General features: G+C 66.9%; 13 protein-coding genes. 7 read left to right on the forward strand and 6 right to left on the reverse strand.

Annotated elements, in window-relative coordinates; translation table 11 throughout:
• Nucleotides 1–284 precede the first annotated feature (284 nt).
• The 6 genes from dapC (at nucleotide 285) to FKP22_RS08040 (ending at nucleotide 7,820) form a co-directional block, all read left to right on the forward strand.
• A complete protein-coding gene (gene dapC, locus FKP22_RS08015; protein ID WP_141286821.1) occupies nucleotides 285–1,490 on the forward strand; it encodes a succinyldiaminopimelate transaminase in 1,206 nt (401 codons plus the stop codon).
• A 79-nt stretch (nucleotides 1,491–1,569) separates the two neighbouring features.
• The gene (dapD, locus tag FKP22_RS08020; protein ID WP_141286822.1) at nucleotides 1,570–2,406 is read left to right on the forward strand and encodes a 2,3,4,5-tetrahydropyridine-2,6-dicarboxylate N-succinyltransferase; all 837 of its coding nucleotides are present in this window, start codon (nucleotides 1,570–1,572) and stop codon (nucleotides 2,404–2,406) included.
• Nucleotides 2,407–2,489: 83 nt separating this feature from the next.
• Nucleotides 2,490–3,668, forward strand: a complete 1,179-nt coding sequence (locus FKP22_RS08025; RefSeq protein ID WP_231011196.1) for a PilT/PilU family type 4a pilus ATPase — start codon at nucleotides 2,490–2,492, stop codon at nucleotides 3,666–3,668.
• A 92-nt stretch (nucleotides 3,669–3,760) separates the two neighbouring features.
• Nucleotides 3,761–4,906, forward strand: a complete 1,146-nt coding sequence (gene dapE / locus FKP22_RS08030) for a succinyl-diaminopimelate desuccinylase (RefSeq protein WP_141286823.1) — start codon at nucleotides 3,761–3,763, stop codon at nucleotides 4,904–4,906.
• The gene (prmB, locus tag FKP22_RS08035; RefSeq protein WP_141286824.1) at nucleotides 4,903–5,805 is read left to right on the forward strand and encodes a 50S ribosomal protein L3 N(5)-glutamine methyltransferase; all 903 of its coding nucleotides are present in this window, start codon (nucleotides 4,903–4,905) and stop codon (nucleotides 5,803–5,805) included. Before dapE ends, prmB begins: the two co-directional genes overlap by 4 nt.
• On the forward strand, nucleotides 5,802–7,820 hold the full coding sequence (locus tag FKP22_RS08040) for an ABC-F family ATP-binding cassette domain-containing protein (RefSeq protein ID WP_141286825.1): 2,019 nt from the start codon (nucleotides 5,802–5,804) through the stop codon (nucleotides 7,818–7,820). Before prmB ends, FKP22_RS08040 begins: the two co-directional genes overlap by 4 nt.
• A 264-nt stretch (nucleotides 7,821–8,084) precedes the next feature.
• Here the strand turns inward: FKP22_RS08040 and FKP22_RS08045 are convergent, their stop codons facing one another.
• Both FKP22_RS08045 and FKP22_RS08050 read right to left on the reverse strand, forming a co-directional pair.
• Entirely contained in the window at nucleotides 8,085–8,534 is a 450-nt protein-coding gene (locus FKP22_RS08045; RefSeq protein WP_141286826.1) for a hypothetical protein, read from the reverse strand.
• Between the two features lie 61 nt (nucleotides 8,535–8,595).
• Nucleotides 8,596–8,958, reverse strand: coding sequence for a hypothetical protein (locus FKP22_RS08050; RefSeq protein ID WP_141286827.1), 363 nt, complete (start codon nucleotides 8,956–8,958; stop codon nucleotides 8,596–8,598).
• A gap of 172 nt (nucleotides 8,959–9,130) precedes the next feature.
• On the opposite strand from FKP22_RS08050, the gene FKP22_RS08055 reads away from it, so the two are divergent.
• Nucleotides 9,131–9,709: a DUF924 family protein gene (locus FKP22_RS08055; RefSeq protein ID WP_141286832.1), complete on the forward strand. Its 579-nt coding sequence runs from the start codon at nucleotides 9,131–9,133 to the stop codon at nucleotides 9,707–9,709.
• Nucleotides 9,710–9,715: 6 nt separating this feature from the next.
• Here the strand turns inward: FKP22_RS08055 and FKP22_RS08060 are convergent, their stop codons facing one another.
• The 4 genes from FKP22_RS08060 to FKP22_RS08075 all read right to left on the reverse strand — a co-directional run bounded on the left by FKP22_RS08060 (nucleotide 9,716) and on the right by FKP22_RS08075 (nucleotide 13,246).
• Entirely contained in the window at nucleotides 9,716–10,144 is a 429-nt protein-coding gene (locus FKP22_RS08060) for a carboxypeptidase-like regulatory domain-containing protein (protein ID WP_141286828.1), read from the reverse strand.
• A gap of 97 nt (nucleotides 10,145–10,241) precedes the next feature.
• On the reverse strand, nucleotides 10,242–10,736 hold the full coding sequence (locus FKP22_RS08065; protein WP_141286829.1) for an SgcJ/EcaC family oxidoreductase: 495 nt from the start codon (nucleotides 10,734–10,736) through the stop codon (nucleotides 10,242–10,244).
• Nucleotides 10,737–10,913: 177 nt separating this feature from the next.
• The gene (locus FKP22_RS08070; RefSeq protein ID WP_141286830.1) at nucleotides 10,914–11,597 is read right to left on the reverse strand and encodes a response regulator transcription factor; all 684 of its coding nucleotides are present in this window, start codon (nucleotides 11,595–11,597) and stop codon (nucleotides 10,914–10,916) included.
• Nucleotides 11,594–13,246: a sensor histidine kinase gene (locus FKP22_RS08075; RefSeq protein ID WP_141286833.1), complete on the reverse strand. Its 1,653-nt coding sequence runs from the start codon at nucleotides 13,244–13,246 to the stop codon at nucleotides 11,594–11,596. The genes FKP22_RS08070 and FKP22_RS08075 overlap by 4 nt, the downstream gene beginning before the upstream one ends.
• Nucleotides 13,247–13,250: the final 4 nt, after the last annotated feature.

The raw sequence follows: 13,250 nt of genomic DNA on the forward strand, positions 1-13,250 counted from the left end.
CACGGCGGCGCGTCATGCCGCGGGCCTGGCCACACACCAGCACGGAAGACAGAGCGGGAAGGACGACAACGGCGACATCGACAACGCAACAAGCTGCGACAGCAAGGCAACACGGCAAAGCCTGGCGGCGCAGGTCGACCTTGCAGCAAGGCCCCGCGCCGGGGCGGATTGTCGCCGCGTGGCAAGCCCGCCAGGCTGTCACCTCGGCGACGGGTCGTGCCAGATCCGTGCCAAGCCGCCACCGCCCGGCCGCAAAGCCGGCAACGCTCGCCGATAATCCCGGGATGAATCCGCTGCTTGGCCGCTTGCACGCCTACCCCTTCGAGCGCCTGAATGCGCTCGCCAAAGACATCGTCCCGAACCCGGCCCTGCGCCACATCAGCCTGGGCCTGGGCGAGCCCAAACACCCGGCGCCGGCGCTGGTGGAAGAGGCGCTGTGCAGCAACCTGGCCGGCCTGTCGAACTACCCCGCCACCGCAGGCGAGCCGGCATTGCGCGAAGCCGTCGCCGGCTGGATCGGCCGCCGCTACGGCGTGCAGCTGGACGCCAGGACGCAGATCCTGCCGGTCAACGGTTCGCGCGAGGCGCTGTTCTCGCTGGCCCAGGCCGTGGTGGACCCGACCGCAGCCGATGCGGTGGTCGTCTGCCCGAATCCGTTCTACCAGATCTACGAAGGTGCGGCGCTGCTGGCCGGCGCCCGCACCGCCTTTGTCAACAGCAACCCGGCACGCAACTTCGCCTGCGACTGGGACCAGATCGACGAGGCCACCTGGGCCCGAACGCAACTCGTCTATGCCTGCTCGCCTGGCAACCCGACCGGCGCGGTGATGCCGCTGTCGGAATGGCAGCAACTCTTCGAGCTGAGCGACCGCTTCGGCTTCGTGATCGCCAGCGACGAGTGCTACTCCGAGATCTACTTCCGCGAAGACGCGCCGCTGGGCGCGCTGGAAGCCGCCAAGGCGCTGGGCCGGGACGATTTCCGCAACCTGATCGTGCTGTCCAGCCTGTCCAAGCGCAGCAACGTGCCCGGCATGCGCTCAGGTTTCGTCGCGGGAGACGCCAAGGTCATGAAGGCCTTCCTGCTCTACCGCACCTACCACGGCAGCGCGATGAGCAAGGTGATCCAGGCTGCCAGCATTGCCGCCTGGAACGACGAGGCGCATGTGGAGGCCAACCGCGCCGCCTACCGGGCCAAGTTCGCCGCCGTCACGCCGCTGTTGGCCGAGGTGCTGGACGTGCGGCTGCCGGACGCTGGCTTCTACCTCTGGGCCGGCATCCCGAAGCACTTGCACGGCGGCGATGACATTGCCTACAGCCTGGACCTGCTGGCTCAATACAATGTCGCCGTGCTGCCTGGCAGCTTGCTGGCCCGCGAAGCGCATGGCGTGAACCCCGGGGCCGGCCGCATCCGCATGGCGCTGGTGGCCGACACGGCCGAATGCACCGAGGCCGCCCAACGCATCGTGGCCCACGTCCGCAGCCTGTCCTGACCGAGGACACGTCTTCTCTTCCCATACCGCCCCTCGGCAACCGCCGCCGGCCCGTCATTCTTCAGAATTCGCCTCACCCATGACCACCGCCAACCTGCAAGCCACCATCGACGCCGCCTGGGAGCAGCGCACCGAGTTCAGCCCTGCCAGTGCGCCCGCCGAAGTGCGTGCCGCCGTGAAGCACACGATTGACGAGCTGAATGCCGGCCGGCTGCGCGTGGCCGAGCGCCAGGGCGTGGGCCAGTGGCAGGTCAACCAGTGGATCAAGAAGGCCGTGCTGCTGAGCTTCCGCCTGACCGACAACGCGGCGATGCGCTCGGGCGAGTTGACCTTCTTCGACAAGGTCGCGACCAAGTTCTCCGACCTGGACGACGCGGCACTTGCCGCGACCGGCGTGCGCATCGTGCCGCCGGCCGTCGCACGCCACGGCAGCTACGTCGCCAAGGGCGCGATCCTGATGCCGTCCTACGTCAACATCGGCGCCTACGTGGACGAAGGCACGATGGTCGACACCTGGTCCACCGTGGGCTCCTGCGCGCAGATCGGCAAGCATGTGCACCTCTCGGGCGGCGTGGGCATCGGCGGCGTGCTGGAGCCGGTGCAGGCCAACCCGACCATCATCGAGGACAACTGCTTCATCGGCGCCCGCTCGGAAGTCGTCGAAGGCGTGATCGTCGAAGAGAACTCGGTGCTCGGCATGGGCGTGTACCTGGGCCAGAGCACCCCCATCTTCGACCGCGCCACCGGTGAGATCAGCTACGGCCGCGTGCCCAGCGGCTCGGTGGTGGTCAGCGGCAACCTGCCCAAGACGGCCGCCAACGGCGCGCCCTACAGCATGTACGCTGCGATCATCGTCAAGCGCGTGGACGCGCAGACCCGCTCCAAGACCAGCATCAACGAGCTGCTGCGCGACTGATGTCGCGGCCGGGCCGGGTTATCGTCCGGCCCACCCCATTCTTTTTCCTCCATCCTGACCTTTTGCCGCGAAAGAGCTGTCCGATGAACATGCAACGTGTCCTGCAGTTGATGGCGGAAAAAGGCGCTTCCGACCTTTACCTCTCGGCCAATGCACCGGTGCTGCTGAAGGTCAACGGCCAGTTGCTGCCGGTCACCGATCATGTGCTGCCGCCGCTGATGCCGCGCACCATGCTGTCCGAGGTGATCACGCCCGCGCAGCTGGAAGAGCTGGACCGGGAAGGTGAGCTGAACATCGGCATTGGCGTACCCAAGGTGGGTGGCTTCCGGCTCTCGGCCTTCAAGCAGCGCAACACCATCGCGGCGGTGGTGCGTTGCATCCCCGTCAAGATCCCGTCGATCGACACGCTGCATTTGCCGCCGGTGCTCTCCACGCTGGCGCTGGAAAAGCGCGGGCTGATCCTGATGGTCGGCGCCACCGGTACCGGCAAGAGCACGACCATGGCCTCGATGCTGGAGTGGCGCAACCAGCACCTCTCCGGCCACATCCTGACGATCGAAGATCCGATCGAGTTCCTGTTCAGCAACAAGCGCTCCATCGTGAACCAGCGCGAGGTCGGCCGTGACACGGCCACGCTGCACGTGGGCCTGAAAAACGCGCTGCGCCAGGCCCCGGACTGCATCATGATCGGCGAGATCCGGGACCGCGAGACCATGACCGCGACGATCTCGTACGCGCTCTCCGGCCACCTGGTGATGGCCACGCTGCATGCCAACAACAGCTACCACGCGTTGGGCCGCATCCTGTCCTTCTACACGCCCGAGTCCCGCGGTGCGCTGCTGGCCGACCTGGGCGCGGCGCTGAAGGCCATCGTCTCGCAGCGCCTGCTGCGCTCGATGCAGGGCGGGCGCATCCCGGCGGTGGAGGTGCTGCAGAACTCCAAGCTGGTCTCCGAGATGATCGAGAAGGGCGACTTCCCAGGCGTCAAGGAAGCGATGGAGCGTTCGCTTGCAGATGGCTCGCAAACCTTCGAGCAGGACCTGGCGCGCTTGATCGGCGAGGGCCTGGTGTCGCGCGAAGAAGCGCTGGTGCATGCCGACTCGCCGACCAACCTGCTCTGGCGCCTGCAGAACGACAGCGCGCCGGTCTCGCGCGTGCCGCCGGTCAAGGTCGAGCCGGACACGCCCTCGTTCACCGAAATCACGCTGGACGTGGTGCAGGAGGCGCCGCGCACGCCCGGCATCAGCGCCCGCACCCGCTGAAGTTCTGCGGCAAGTGCCGCCCCTGTTGTTGCCTTGCCCACCGCGCACTGCGGTGGCCTGCGGTCCTTTTCGGCCCTGCCCTGTTGTTGCCCATGTCCGCCACCCTGCACCTGCTTGAAGACCTGATCGCCCGCCCGTCCGTGACGCCGGCCGACTTCGGCTGCCAGGGCGTGATCGCCCAGCGGCTGGCAGCCGCCGGCTTCAGCTGCGAGCAGATGCCGTTTGGCCCGGACGACTTCCGCGTCGACAACCTCTGGGCCGTGCACACCGGCAGCCGCCCAGGCCCCACCATGGTCTTCGCCGGCCACACCGACGTGGTGCCCGCCGGCCCACTGAACCGCTGGAACAGCGACCCGTTCGTGCCCAGCTACCGCGACGGCAAGCTCTATGGCCGCGGCGCGGCCGACATGAAGACCTCGGTCGCCGCGATGGTGGTCGCCGCCGAGGAATTCGTGAAGGCCCAGCCTGGCCACGCCGGCCGCATCGCCTTCCTGCTGACCAGCGACGAGGAAGGCCCGTCGGTGGACGGCACCGCCAAGGTCATCGAGGCGCTGAAGGCCCGCGGCGAGGCGTTGGACTGCTGCATCGTCGGCGAGCCGACCTCGGTCGACACGCTGGGCGACATGATCAAGAACGGCCGCCGCGGCTCGCTCTCGGGCAAGCTCACGATCACCGGCGTGCAGGGCCACGTGGCCTACCCGCAATTGGCGCGCAACCCCATCCACCTGCTGGCGCCGGCGCTGGCCGAGCTGGCGGCCATGCACTGGGACGAAGGCAACGAATACTTCCCGCCCACCACCTGGCAGGCCTCCAACCTGCACGCAGGCACCGGTGCGACCAACGTCATCCCGGGCGAAGCCGTGCTGGACTTCAACTTCCGCTTCTCCACCGCCTCCACGCCCGAGAGCCTGAAGGCCCGCGTGGCCCAGGTGCTGGACCGCCACGAGCTGCAATGGCGCATCGACTGGACCCTCGGCGGCGAACCTTTCCTGACGCCCGTCGGTAGCCTGGTCGGCGCGCTGGTGCAGGCCATCCAGGCCGAGACCGGCGTGGCCGCCACGCTGTCCACCACCGGCGGCACGTCCGATGGCCGCTTCATCGCCAAGGCCTGCGAGCAGGTGGTCGAGTTCGGCCCGGTGAACGCCACCATCCACAAGGTCGACGAACACGTGCGCGTCGATGCCATCGAACCGCTGAAGAACATCTACCGCCGCACGCTGGAACTGCTGCTCACATGACGATCTCCGACCTGATCACCGCTGCAGCCGCCCGCCTGACCGAGGCGGGCGTTTCATTTGGGCACGGCACGACCAACGCACACGACGAGGCCGCCTGGCTGGTGCTGTGGTCGCTGCATTTGCCGCTGGACAGCGACGACGCCAGCGGCGACGTGACGGTGCCCGAGCCCGACGTGGCCAAGGCCATGGCATTGATCGCCCGGCGCATCGAAACCCGCAAGCCCGCCGCCTACCTCACCGGCGAAGCCTGGTTGCAAGGCGTGCCGTTCACGGTGGACGAGCGTGTCATCGTGCCGCGCTCCCTGATCGCCGAATGCCTGGCCGACGCCAGCATCGACCCCTGGCTCACCGACAAGACCCGCCAGGTGCTGGACCTGTGCACCGGCAACGGCAGCCTGGCCGTGCTGGCGGCCATGGCCTGGCCCGAGGTCGAAGTCGTCGGTGCCGACCTTTCCGCCGACGCGTTGGCCGTGGCCCGCGTCAACGTCGAACGCCATCACCTGCAGGACCGCATCTTGCTGGTCCAGGGCGACGGCCTGGCTGCCACCGGTGGCCGCGTGTTCGACCTCATCCTCTGCAACCCGCCCTATGTGAACAGCCAATCGATGGCCCAACTGCCGCCCGAATACCTGGCCGAGCCCACGCTCGCGCTGGCCGGCGGCAGCGACGGCATGGACTTCATCCGCAGCCTGCTGCGCGACGCGCCCGCCCACCTCAGCGACCAGGGCCTGCTGGTGCTGGAGATCGGCCATGAAAAGCCGCACTTCGAGGCCGCTTTCCCGCAGCTCGCGCCCATCTGGCTCAGCACCAGTGCCGGCGACGACGATGTGCTGCTCCTGACCCGCGAGGCCCTGCTGATGCAGCCCTCCTCGCCTGCTGTTCCCCTTTCCCGAACATGATCACTCTTCGCAATGTGACGCTGCGCCGCGGCGTCAAGGTGGTGCTGGACAGCGCCACCGTCACCCTCAATCCTGGCGAGAAGATCGGCCTGGTCGGCCGCAACGGCGCCGGCAAGTCCAGCCTGTTCGCGCTGCTGGCCAACCGCCTGGGCGCCGATGCCGGCGACTTCGACATCCCCGCGCGCTGGCGCATGGGCGAGGTCGCCCAGCACATGCCCGAAACCGAAGATGCCGCCACCGACTTCGTGATGCAGGGCGACATCCCGCTGATGGAAGCCGAGGCCGAACTGGCCGCTGCGCTGGCGGCAGACGACGGCGAGGCCATGGCCCACGCCTACCTGAAACTGGAAGAAGCCAGCGCTTTCGACGCCCGCGCCCGCGCCCACACCTTGCTGATGGGCCTGGGCTTCCGCGTCGACCAGCTCGAAGCGCCGGTCAACAGCTTCTCCGGCGGCTGGCGCATGCGCCTGCAGCTGGCCCGCGCACTGATGTGCCCGAGCGACCTGATGCTGCTGGACGAGCCGACCAACCACTTGGACCTGGACGCCCTGGTCTGGCTGGAAGGCTGGCTCAAGCGCTACACCGGCACGCTGCTGATGATCAGCCATGACCGCGAGTTCCTGGACGCGATCACCACCGTCACGCTGCACCTGGAAGACGCCAAGCTCACGCGCTACGGCGGCAACTACACCCGCTTCGAGGAAATGCGCGCCGAGCGCATGGAGCAGCAGGCCGCCGCCTACGGCAAGCAGCAGGAGCGCGTGGCCCACCTGCAAAAGTTCATTGACCGCTTCAAGGCCAAGGCCAGCAAGGCCAAGCAGGCCCAGAGCCGCGTGAAGGCACTGGAGCGCATGGAAAAGCTGGCGCCGGTGCTGACCGCCGCGGACTTCAGTTTCGAATTCCGCGAACCGCTGAGCCTGCCGGACCCGATGCTGGCGATGAACGACGTCGTTTGCGGCTACATCGGCGCCAACGAAGACGGCTCGAACAAGGCCATCGTGCACGGCATCAACCGCACCGTGCTGGCCGGCCAGCGCATTGGCGTGCTGGGCGCCAACGGCCAGGGCAAGTCCACCGTGGTCAAGACGATTGCCCACGCGCACCCGGCCCTGGCCGGCACCATGGTCGAGGGCAAGGGCCTGGCCATCGGCTACTTCGCGCAGCAGGAAATGGACTTGCTGCACAGCGACGACACGCCGCTGCAGCACATGGTGCGCACCGCCAAAAGCCTGGGCATCAACGCCCGCGAGCAGGAACTGCGCGACTTCCTCGGCCAGTTCCGGTTTGTCGGCGAAATGGTGCACCAGCAGGTCGGCACGCTCTCGGGCGGCGAGAAGGCCCGCCTGGTGCTGGGCACGCTGGTCTGGCAGCGCCCCAACCTGCTGCTGCTGGACGAACCGACCAACCACCTGGACCTGCAGACCCGCGAAGCGCTCTCGATGGCGCTCAACGAGTTCGAAGGCACGGTCATGCTGGTCAGCCACGACCGCGCACTGTTGCGCGAAGTCTGCGACGAGTTCTGGATGGTGGCCGACGGCGTCGTCAAGCCTTTCGATGGCGACCTGGACGACTACCAGCGCTGGCTGCTCGAACGCAGCCGTGAGGCCCAGCGCTCGCTGAGTGGCAAGGCCGCGAAAGCTGAAAAGGCAGCCGAAAAGGCAGCCGCACCTGCGCCGGTGGCGCCTGCGCCCGTCGCCAAATCAGCCCCCAAGCCCGCTGCCGCGCCGGCCCCCGCCAGCCGCGACGACCGCAAGAACGCCGCCCAGAACCGCGCCAAGCTGGCCGACCAGACCCGCCCAATGCGCAACGAGCTGGCCGGTCTCGACAAGAAACTTGAAAAGCTCAACGCCGAAAAAACCTCGCTCGAAACCCAACTCGCCCAACCCGGCCTCGCCGGCCCCAAGATCGCCGACCTCGGCCGCCAACTCAGCCACGCCCAGGCCGAGATCGCAATGGGCGAAGAACGCTGGCTGGAGCTGACCGAGCAGATCGAGGCCATCCAGGGCGGGGGTTGATCGGCCTCGGACGAGCTCATCACCCACGGGCTCGGCCAAGTGGAGAACCGTTGGAAGCCAAGAGCGCACCCTGTATTGTGGTCAGGCCAGCCAGGAATCTGAGGTGACCAATGGGCAATACGAAGTCAGACAAGCCACCCCTCCCAGGGCACTGGGTGTTGCGTCTCGGAGTTCGCACATGCGAAAGTGGCGTTCCTGAATCCTTGGAATGCTGGGAACTGACAATGCAGATTGAGGCGATTCGGGGCGGGGCCGGCTGAGCGGTCAGCCTGGCATACGCCTGCTCTTTCGCCACACAGCACGGCGCAGCGTCAGCAGCGCCGTGCTGCCCGTGACCAAGAGCACCATGCCAGCCAACGGCGCCAGCACATGAAGCGCGCAGGCGCCGCACACCAGCCCCGCAGCCGGGTAGAGCGAATCGTCTTCCCGCCACACGCTCCACGCAGCGTAAAGCGCGGAAGCCAGCGTCAGGTAGACCACGTAGACCGCTGCCGCCGCCAACGCACGCGTGTCGTCGACGGAGCCGATGCCCATGGCCTGGAAGCTGCGATCGGCTTCCGACACTCGCAACAGACCCAGCGAATCAGCGATGCGCAGCAACAGACCCGGCCGAAGTGGCCAGGTTGGTTCCAGGGCTCGGATCCCTTCGGCAACGATCAACGCCCCGCCGCCCAGGACAAGGGACAGGACACCATCGACGGCACGCGAGCTCATGCGTCGCACCGCTTGGTTGCTCTGCGAAACCAAGCGTCGCATTTGGAGGCCAGGCTGGAGGTCATGGCTGGGTCGCCTGACGATTCTTCAATTTGTCGATGACCACCTGCTCAGCCTTTTTGACAGCTTGCCAGCTGTGGCCGGCGGGTTCGACTTCGGACTGGCCTTGAAAGAAGAACCAGAGAAGACCGGTCACCACTGCCAAACTGGCAAACAGCAACAGGCCGCCCCCGAGCAAATTCCACCACTTGAATATCGGGTGGACATTTGCGAATCGGGTGTCGAAGTCGGCTCGGAATTCAGGCGACAGAACATAGCGCCACGGCCGCACACTCCCGAGGAGTAAATGCGCGCAGGCCTCGAACACAAACGAGACGAGAGGGCCGATGACCTCAGCAAGGATGGACGCCGCGGCAGAAACCAAGCTGACCTCGAATAAATTCCTGCATGTTGATTGGGTGCTCAAAGCACGCGGCGAGTTTCGTCCGACCGGAACCGGCTGCACGATAACCGGTCCATCAGCGCAAGAAAAGCCAACGCTTGGCGTGAATGGACAGCAAGACCACCCAGCCATCGAGCGAGAGAAAGTTCACCTCATGACCAGCGCCATCATCGACACGCCGCCGGCCCTGCCGCAGACTCACCGGCCCAGCGAAGTGGTCGGCTTCTGGCAAGCCGCCGGTCGCAAACGCTGGTTCTCCAAAAGCACGTCGTTTGATGCCGAATTCAAGCAACGCTTTCTGCCAGCGCATGAAGCGGCCTTGCGGGGTTACCTGATCGGCTGGTCATTGACGGCCGAAGGGGCCTTGGCGCTGGTGCTGTTGCTGGACCAGTTTCCGCGCAATGCCTTCCGCGACACGCCGCGCGCGTATGAGACGGATGCGCTGGCGCGGGAGACGGCCGACCAGGCCATCGCGAAGGGGTTTGACCGGCAGGTGGAAGAGTTGCTGCGGCCGTTTTTCTACATGCCGTTCATGCACTCGGAGCACTTGGCGGACCAGCAGCGCTGCGTGGCGCTGTGCGCCGGGGTGGATGCGAGCACCCAGCGGGCCGCGGTGAAGCACCGCGTCATCATTGCCCGCTTCGGGCGCTTTCCGCATCGCAATGCGGTGCTGGGGCGCGTATCCACACCGGAAGAAATCACCTTCCTCGCGGACGGCGGTTTCAAGGGATGAGCAGCCTCACTCCGGATTGAAGCGGAAATCCAGCGAGGCTTGCTGGCCAGCGCGCAGGTCAACCGGCTTGGCTTCCTGCTTGCCTTTGAATGCGGTCTGCACCTGGTAGTGACCGGGTGGCAGGTTGATCAGCAGCACCGGGCCGCTGAGCTTGCGGTCGAAGAAGACCTGCTCATTGGGGCCGACGATGCGGGTGCGGACGTCGGCGAGGAATTCGCCCGAGGGCGCTGCGGTGAGTACCTTCAACGTGAAGCCGGCGCGTTCGTGCTCGATCTGGCCTTGCTCGTCCTGGCCAATGCCACCCATCACGAAAGGCTGGCCCAGCGGGCCGGTACCGCGGTCCAGCGCCAAGGCGTCTATGGCCGCGGCTGCCAGGCCCACGGCCAGCAGCACTTTGACTGCGCCCATCCACTGGGCATGACTGAGGTGTTTCATCGCGGAAGCTCCTTTGCTGCAGCAACACGAACCTTCGCAGGCTGCGGTCGCATTGTTCAGGGGCAATCGGCAGGCCTGGCCTTGCCTGGCACGTGGCTCATTTGGCGCCGGCCACAGGCTCCGGCATCGCAGACGAGTGATGGTGGGCGATCAGCCACTGGCCGTTCTCCCATTCATAGACATAGGTGTAGCGCGCCTTCACCGTCTGGCCGTCCTTGAACTGGAAGGTGTAGGTGCCGACGTCCTGCGCCACGTTGCAGCCGATCCTGATGAGGCGCTTGTCAATCGTGCCCTGTGGTTCCGATTTCAGGAACTTGACGAAATAGTCGCGAATCTCTGCCGGGCTGGTCCGCGGCTCATTGGAGACGGTGGGCAGCAACACACCGTCGGGGGCATAGTTGGCCACCACCTTGTCCGGATCCAGCGTGCGCAGCGAGGCGTTCCAGCGATCAAACAGGGCCGCCACCTGCTGTTCGCTGGTCGCCTGGCAGATGGCGCTCGTGCCGGCGTCGTCCTGCGCCAGCGCAGGTGTGGACAAGCCCAGCGCCAGGCTGGCAGCCGCGAACAAGGGGGAGAGTGTCGAGAATTTCATGTCGTGACGTGCTCGAAGCAATGAGTTGAATGAAGTGACGCCCTGCCCGAGGGCCTTGCGTCACAGGAACTCATTCTTCGGGTGCTGGATGAACAGCAGCCACGAGGCGCCATGAACAGGCACTGACGCGAAGATGAACGGCAGGTGAACTGCGCGCCGTCCCCTCGCGCGAGCTTCTCAGCTGGGTTCGGCGTCCAGCTTGTAGCCAAAGCCCCGCACCGTCTTGAGCAGGGTCAGCGCGTGGCCTTCGTCGATCTTGCTGCGCAGGCGCCGCACGTACACGTCCACCACATTGGTCAGTGGATCTTCATTGGTGCCCCAGACATTGGCCAGGATGCGCTCGCGGCTGTAGACCCGGCCGGGCGCGCTCATCAGCAGCTCCAGAAATGCCAGCTCCTTGGCGGTCAGCACCACAGTCCGGCCGGCCCGGCTGACGTGCATGCGCTCGCGGTCCAGCTGCAGATCGGCCACCTGCAGCGTGGCGGCGCGCGGTCGCTGCTGCCGGCCCCGGCGCAGCAGGGCCTCGATGCGGGCCAGCAACTCCTCGAAGGCGAAGGGCTTGGTCAGGTAGTCGTCCGCGCCCAGGCGCAAGCCGTTCACCTTGTCCTCGGTCTGGTTCATCGCACTGAGCATCAGCACCGGGACCTGAAAGCCTTCGGCCCGCAGCGTCTGGCAAACCTCCATTCCGCTCATGCCCGGCAGCATCAGGTCCAGGATCAGCAAGGCTCTGTCATCGGCGCGGGCCAGCGCCAGGCCCTCCGGGCCGGTGCGGGCCAGCTGCACGGCATAGCCCTCGGCACGCAAGCCGCGCAGCAGGAAGTCGCCCACCCGCGCGTCGTCTTCCACCACCAGGATGTTCATGCCGACAAGCCCTCGGACAGCGCCTGCAGGGCCCGCGGTAACAGCGGGAGCACCATGCGAACCTGGGTGCCGTGGTCAACCCGACTGTCGATGTGGATGCTGCCCTGGTGGGCGGCAATGATGGTCTGGGCGATCGACAGGCCGATGCCAGTGCCGTCTGCCCGGTACGCCCGCGCGCGGCGACCGCGCGTGAAGCGCTCGAACACCAGCGGCAGCTCGTCGGCATCAATGCCAATGCCCTCGTCGCTCACCAGCAGCATCACTTCCCGCGGCGACACCTGCCATCCCAGCCTCACTGCGCCACCGGGGCGCGAATAGCGCACCGCGTTGTCCAGCACGATCATCACCGCCCGGCGCAGCCGCTCCGCATCCGCATGCACCGGCAGCTCGGTGGGCAGCCGGCCCTGCGGCGCAGCGCCTGGCTCCAGCAGCACCCGCACGCCCTGCGGCTGGCCCAGGGCTTCGGCCTGCTCGGCCACCTCGCCGAGCAAGACCAGCAGGTCCAGCTCATGCGGCTGCATCACCAGCTGGTCCACCTCGGCCCTGGCGATCAGCATCAAGTCGTCGATCACGCCGGTCAGCTGACCCACGCCGCCCACGATGCGGGCCAGTGACTGCTTGTATTCCTCCACCGGCTTGTCCTGGCCGCGCAGGGCGATCTCGGCCTCGCCGCGGATTGCCGTTGCCGGCGTGCGCAGCTCGTGCCCGAGATCGGCAAACAACTGGCGCCGCCGCTGGTCCACGCGCTGCAAGGCGTCATGCGCGACGCGCAGCTCCGCGGTGCGGTCCTGCACGGCGGCCTCCAGCCGGTGACGCGCCTCGTCGGCCGCCTTGCGATGCTGCTGCAGCTCGGCCGCCATCTGGTTGAAGCTCTCGGCCACCCGCTCGAACTCATCTCTCGAACCGATCGCCATGCGATGGCCCAGCTCGCCAGCCTGCAGCGCCTGGGTACCGATCAGCAACCGGTCCAGCGGCTGCTTCAGGCGCCGGTTCAGGTGCAGGGCCAATGCAGCCGCCACCGCCAGCATCGTCACCGCCATGCCAATGGCCTGCCGGCGCAAGGCATCCAGCCCGCGCTCGGTGGCGGCGCGGGCCTCCGGAACGACCACCCGCTGGCGTTCGATTGCGCCGTTGACCAGCTCGCGCAGATCCCGTCCGCCCGCCATGTCGAACACCTCGTTGAGCTCGTGCCACACCGCCGCGAACTCGGCGCCGTGGTCCATCGGCGTCAGGCGCATCAGGCGCGACTGCACCGCGGTGATGTTCTGGTCCAGCAAATCGGTCACGGCCACCAGCTTGGGCACATCCGGCGGGATGGGGGTGTCCTCCCGGGCCGAGAATTCGATCCACAAGGCATGGTCGCGTCGCGCCAGGCCTTTGAGCTTGCCGGCGCTGGACTGGATGCGAGTCACGAGTTGGTCACGCACCTCCACCGAAGCCTCCGCATTCATCAGGCGCTGCGAAGCCCAGACGCGCAGGCGCTGCTTGTTGGCCGAAAGCTCCAGCAGTTCCGAGAGGATGTCGCTGGCCAGCCGGCTGTGCTGGGCATAGTCATTGACGCGGTTCGCGCCCCAATAGACAAAGCCGGCCTGCACAAACACCAGCGCCACCAGCGCCGCAAATGCCAAGGAAAGACGCGTGCGAAACATGCCG

Origin of the sequence: Ideonella azotifigens (genome assembly GCF_006519715.1) — a bacterium.
Classification (GTDB): Bacteria; Pseudomonadota; Gammaproteobacteria; order Burkholderiales; family Burkholderiaceae_C; genus Ideonella; species Ideonella azotifigens.

What these genes read in the sequence shown, in the direction of transcription:
- dapC (WP_141286821.1), top strand. Translation starts at nt 285, where the DNA reads ATGAATCCGCTGCTTGGCCGCTTGCACGCCTACCCCTTCGAGCGCCTG.
- dapD (WP_141286822.1), top strand. Translation starts at nt 1,570, where the DNA reads ATGACCACCGCCAACCTGCAAGCCACCATCGACGCCGCCTGGGAGCAG.
- FKP22_RS08025 (WP_231011196.1), top strand. Translation starts at nt 2,490, where the DNA reads ATGAACATGCAACGTGTCCTGCAGTTGATGGCGGAAAAAGGCGCTTCC.
- dapE (WP_141286823.1), top strand. Translation starts at nt 3,761, where the DNA reads ATGTCCGCCACCCTGCACCTGCTTGAAGACCTGATCGCCCGCCCGTCC.
- prmB (WP_141286824.1), top strand. Translation starts at nt 4,903, where the DNA reads ATGACGATCTCCGACCTGATCACCGCTGCAGCCGCCCGCCTGACCGAG.
- FKP22_RS08040 (WP_141286825.1), top strand. Translation starts at nt 5,802, where the DNA reads ATGATCACTCTTCGCAATGTGACGCTGCGCCGCGGCGTCAAGGTGGTG.
- FKP22_RS08045 (WP_141286826.1), bottom strand. Translation starts at nt 8,534, where the DNA reads ATGAGCTCGCGTGCCGTCGATGGTGTCCTGTCCCTTGTCCTGGGCGGC.
- FKP22_RS08055 (WP_141286832.1), top strand. Translation starts at nt 9,131, where the DNA reads ATGACCAGCGCCATCATCGACACGCCGCCGGCCCTGCCGCAGACTCAC.
- FKP22_RS08060 (WP_141286828.1), bottom strand. Translation starts at nt 10,144, where the DNA reads ATGAAACACCTCAGTCATGCCCAGTGGATGGGCGCAGTCAAAGTGCTG.
- FKP22_RS08065 (WP_141286829.1), bottom strand. Translation starts at nt 10,736, where the DNA reads ATGAAATTCTCGACACTCTCCCCCTTGTTCGCGGCTGCCAGCCTGGCG.
- FKP22_RS08070 (WP_141286830.1), bottom strand. Translation starts at nt 11,597, where the DNA reads ATGAACATCCTGGTGGTGGAAGACGACGCGCGGGTGGGCGACTTCCTG.
- FKP22_RS08075 (WP_141286833.1), bottom strand. Translation starts at nt 13,246, where the DNA reads ATGTTTCGCACGCGTCTTTCCTTGGCATTTGCGGCGCTGGTGGCGCTG.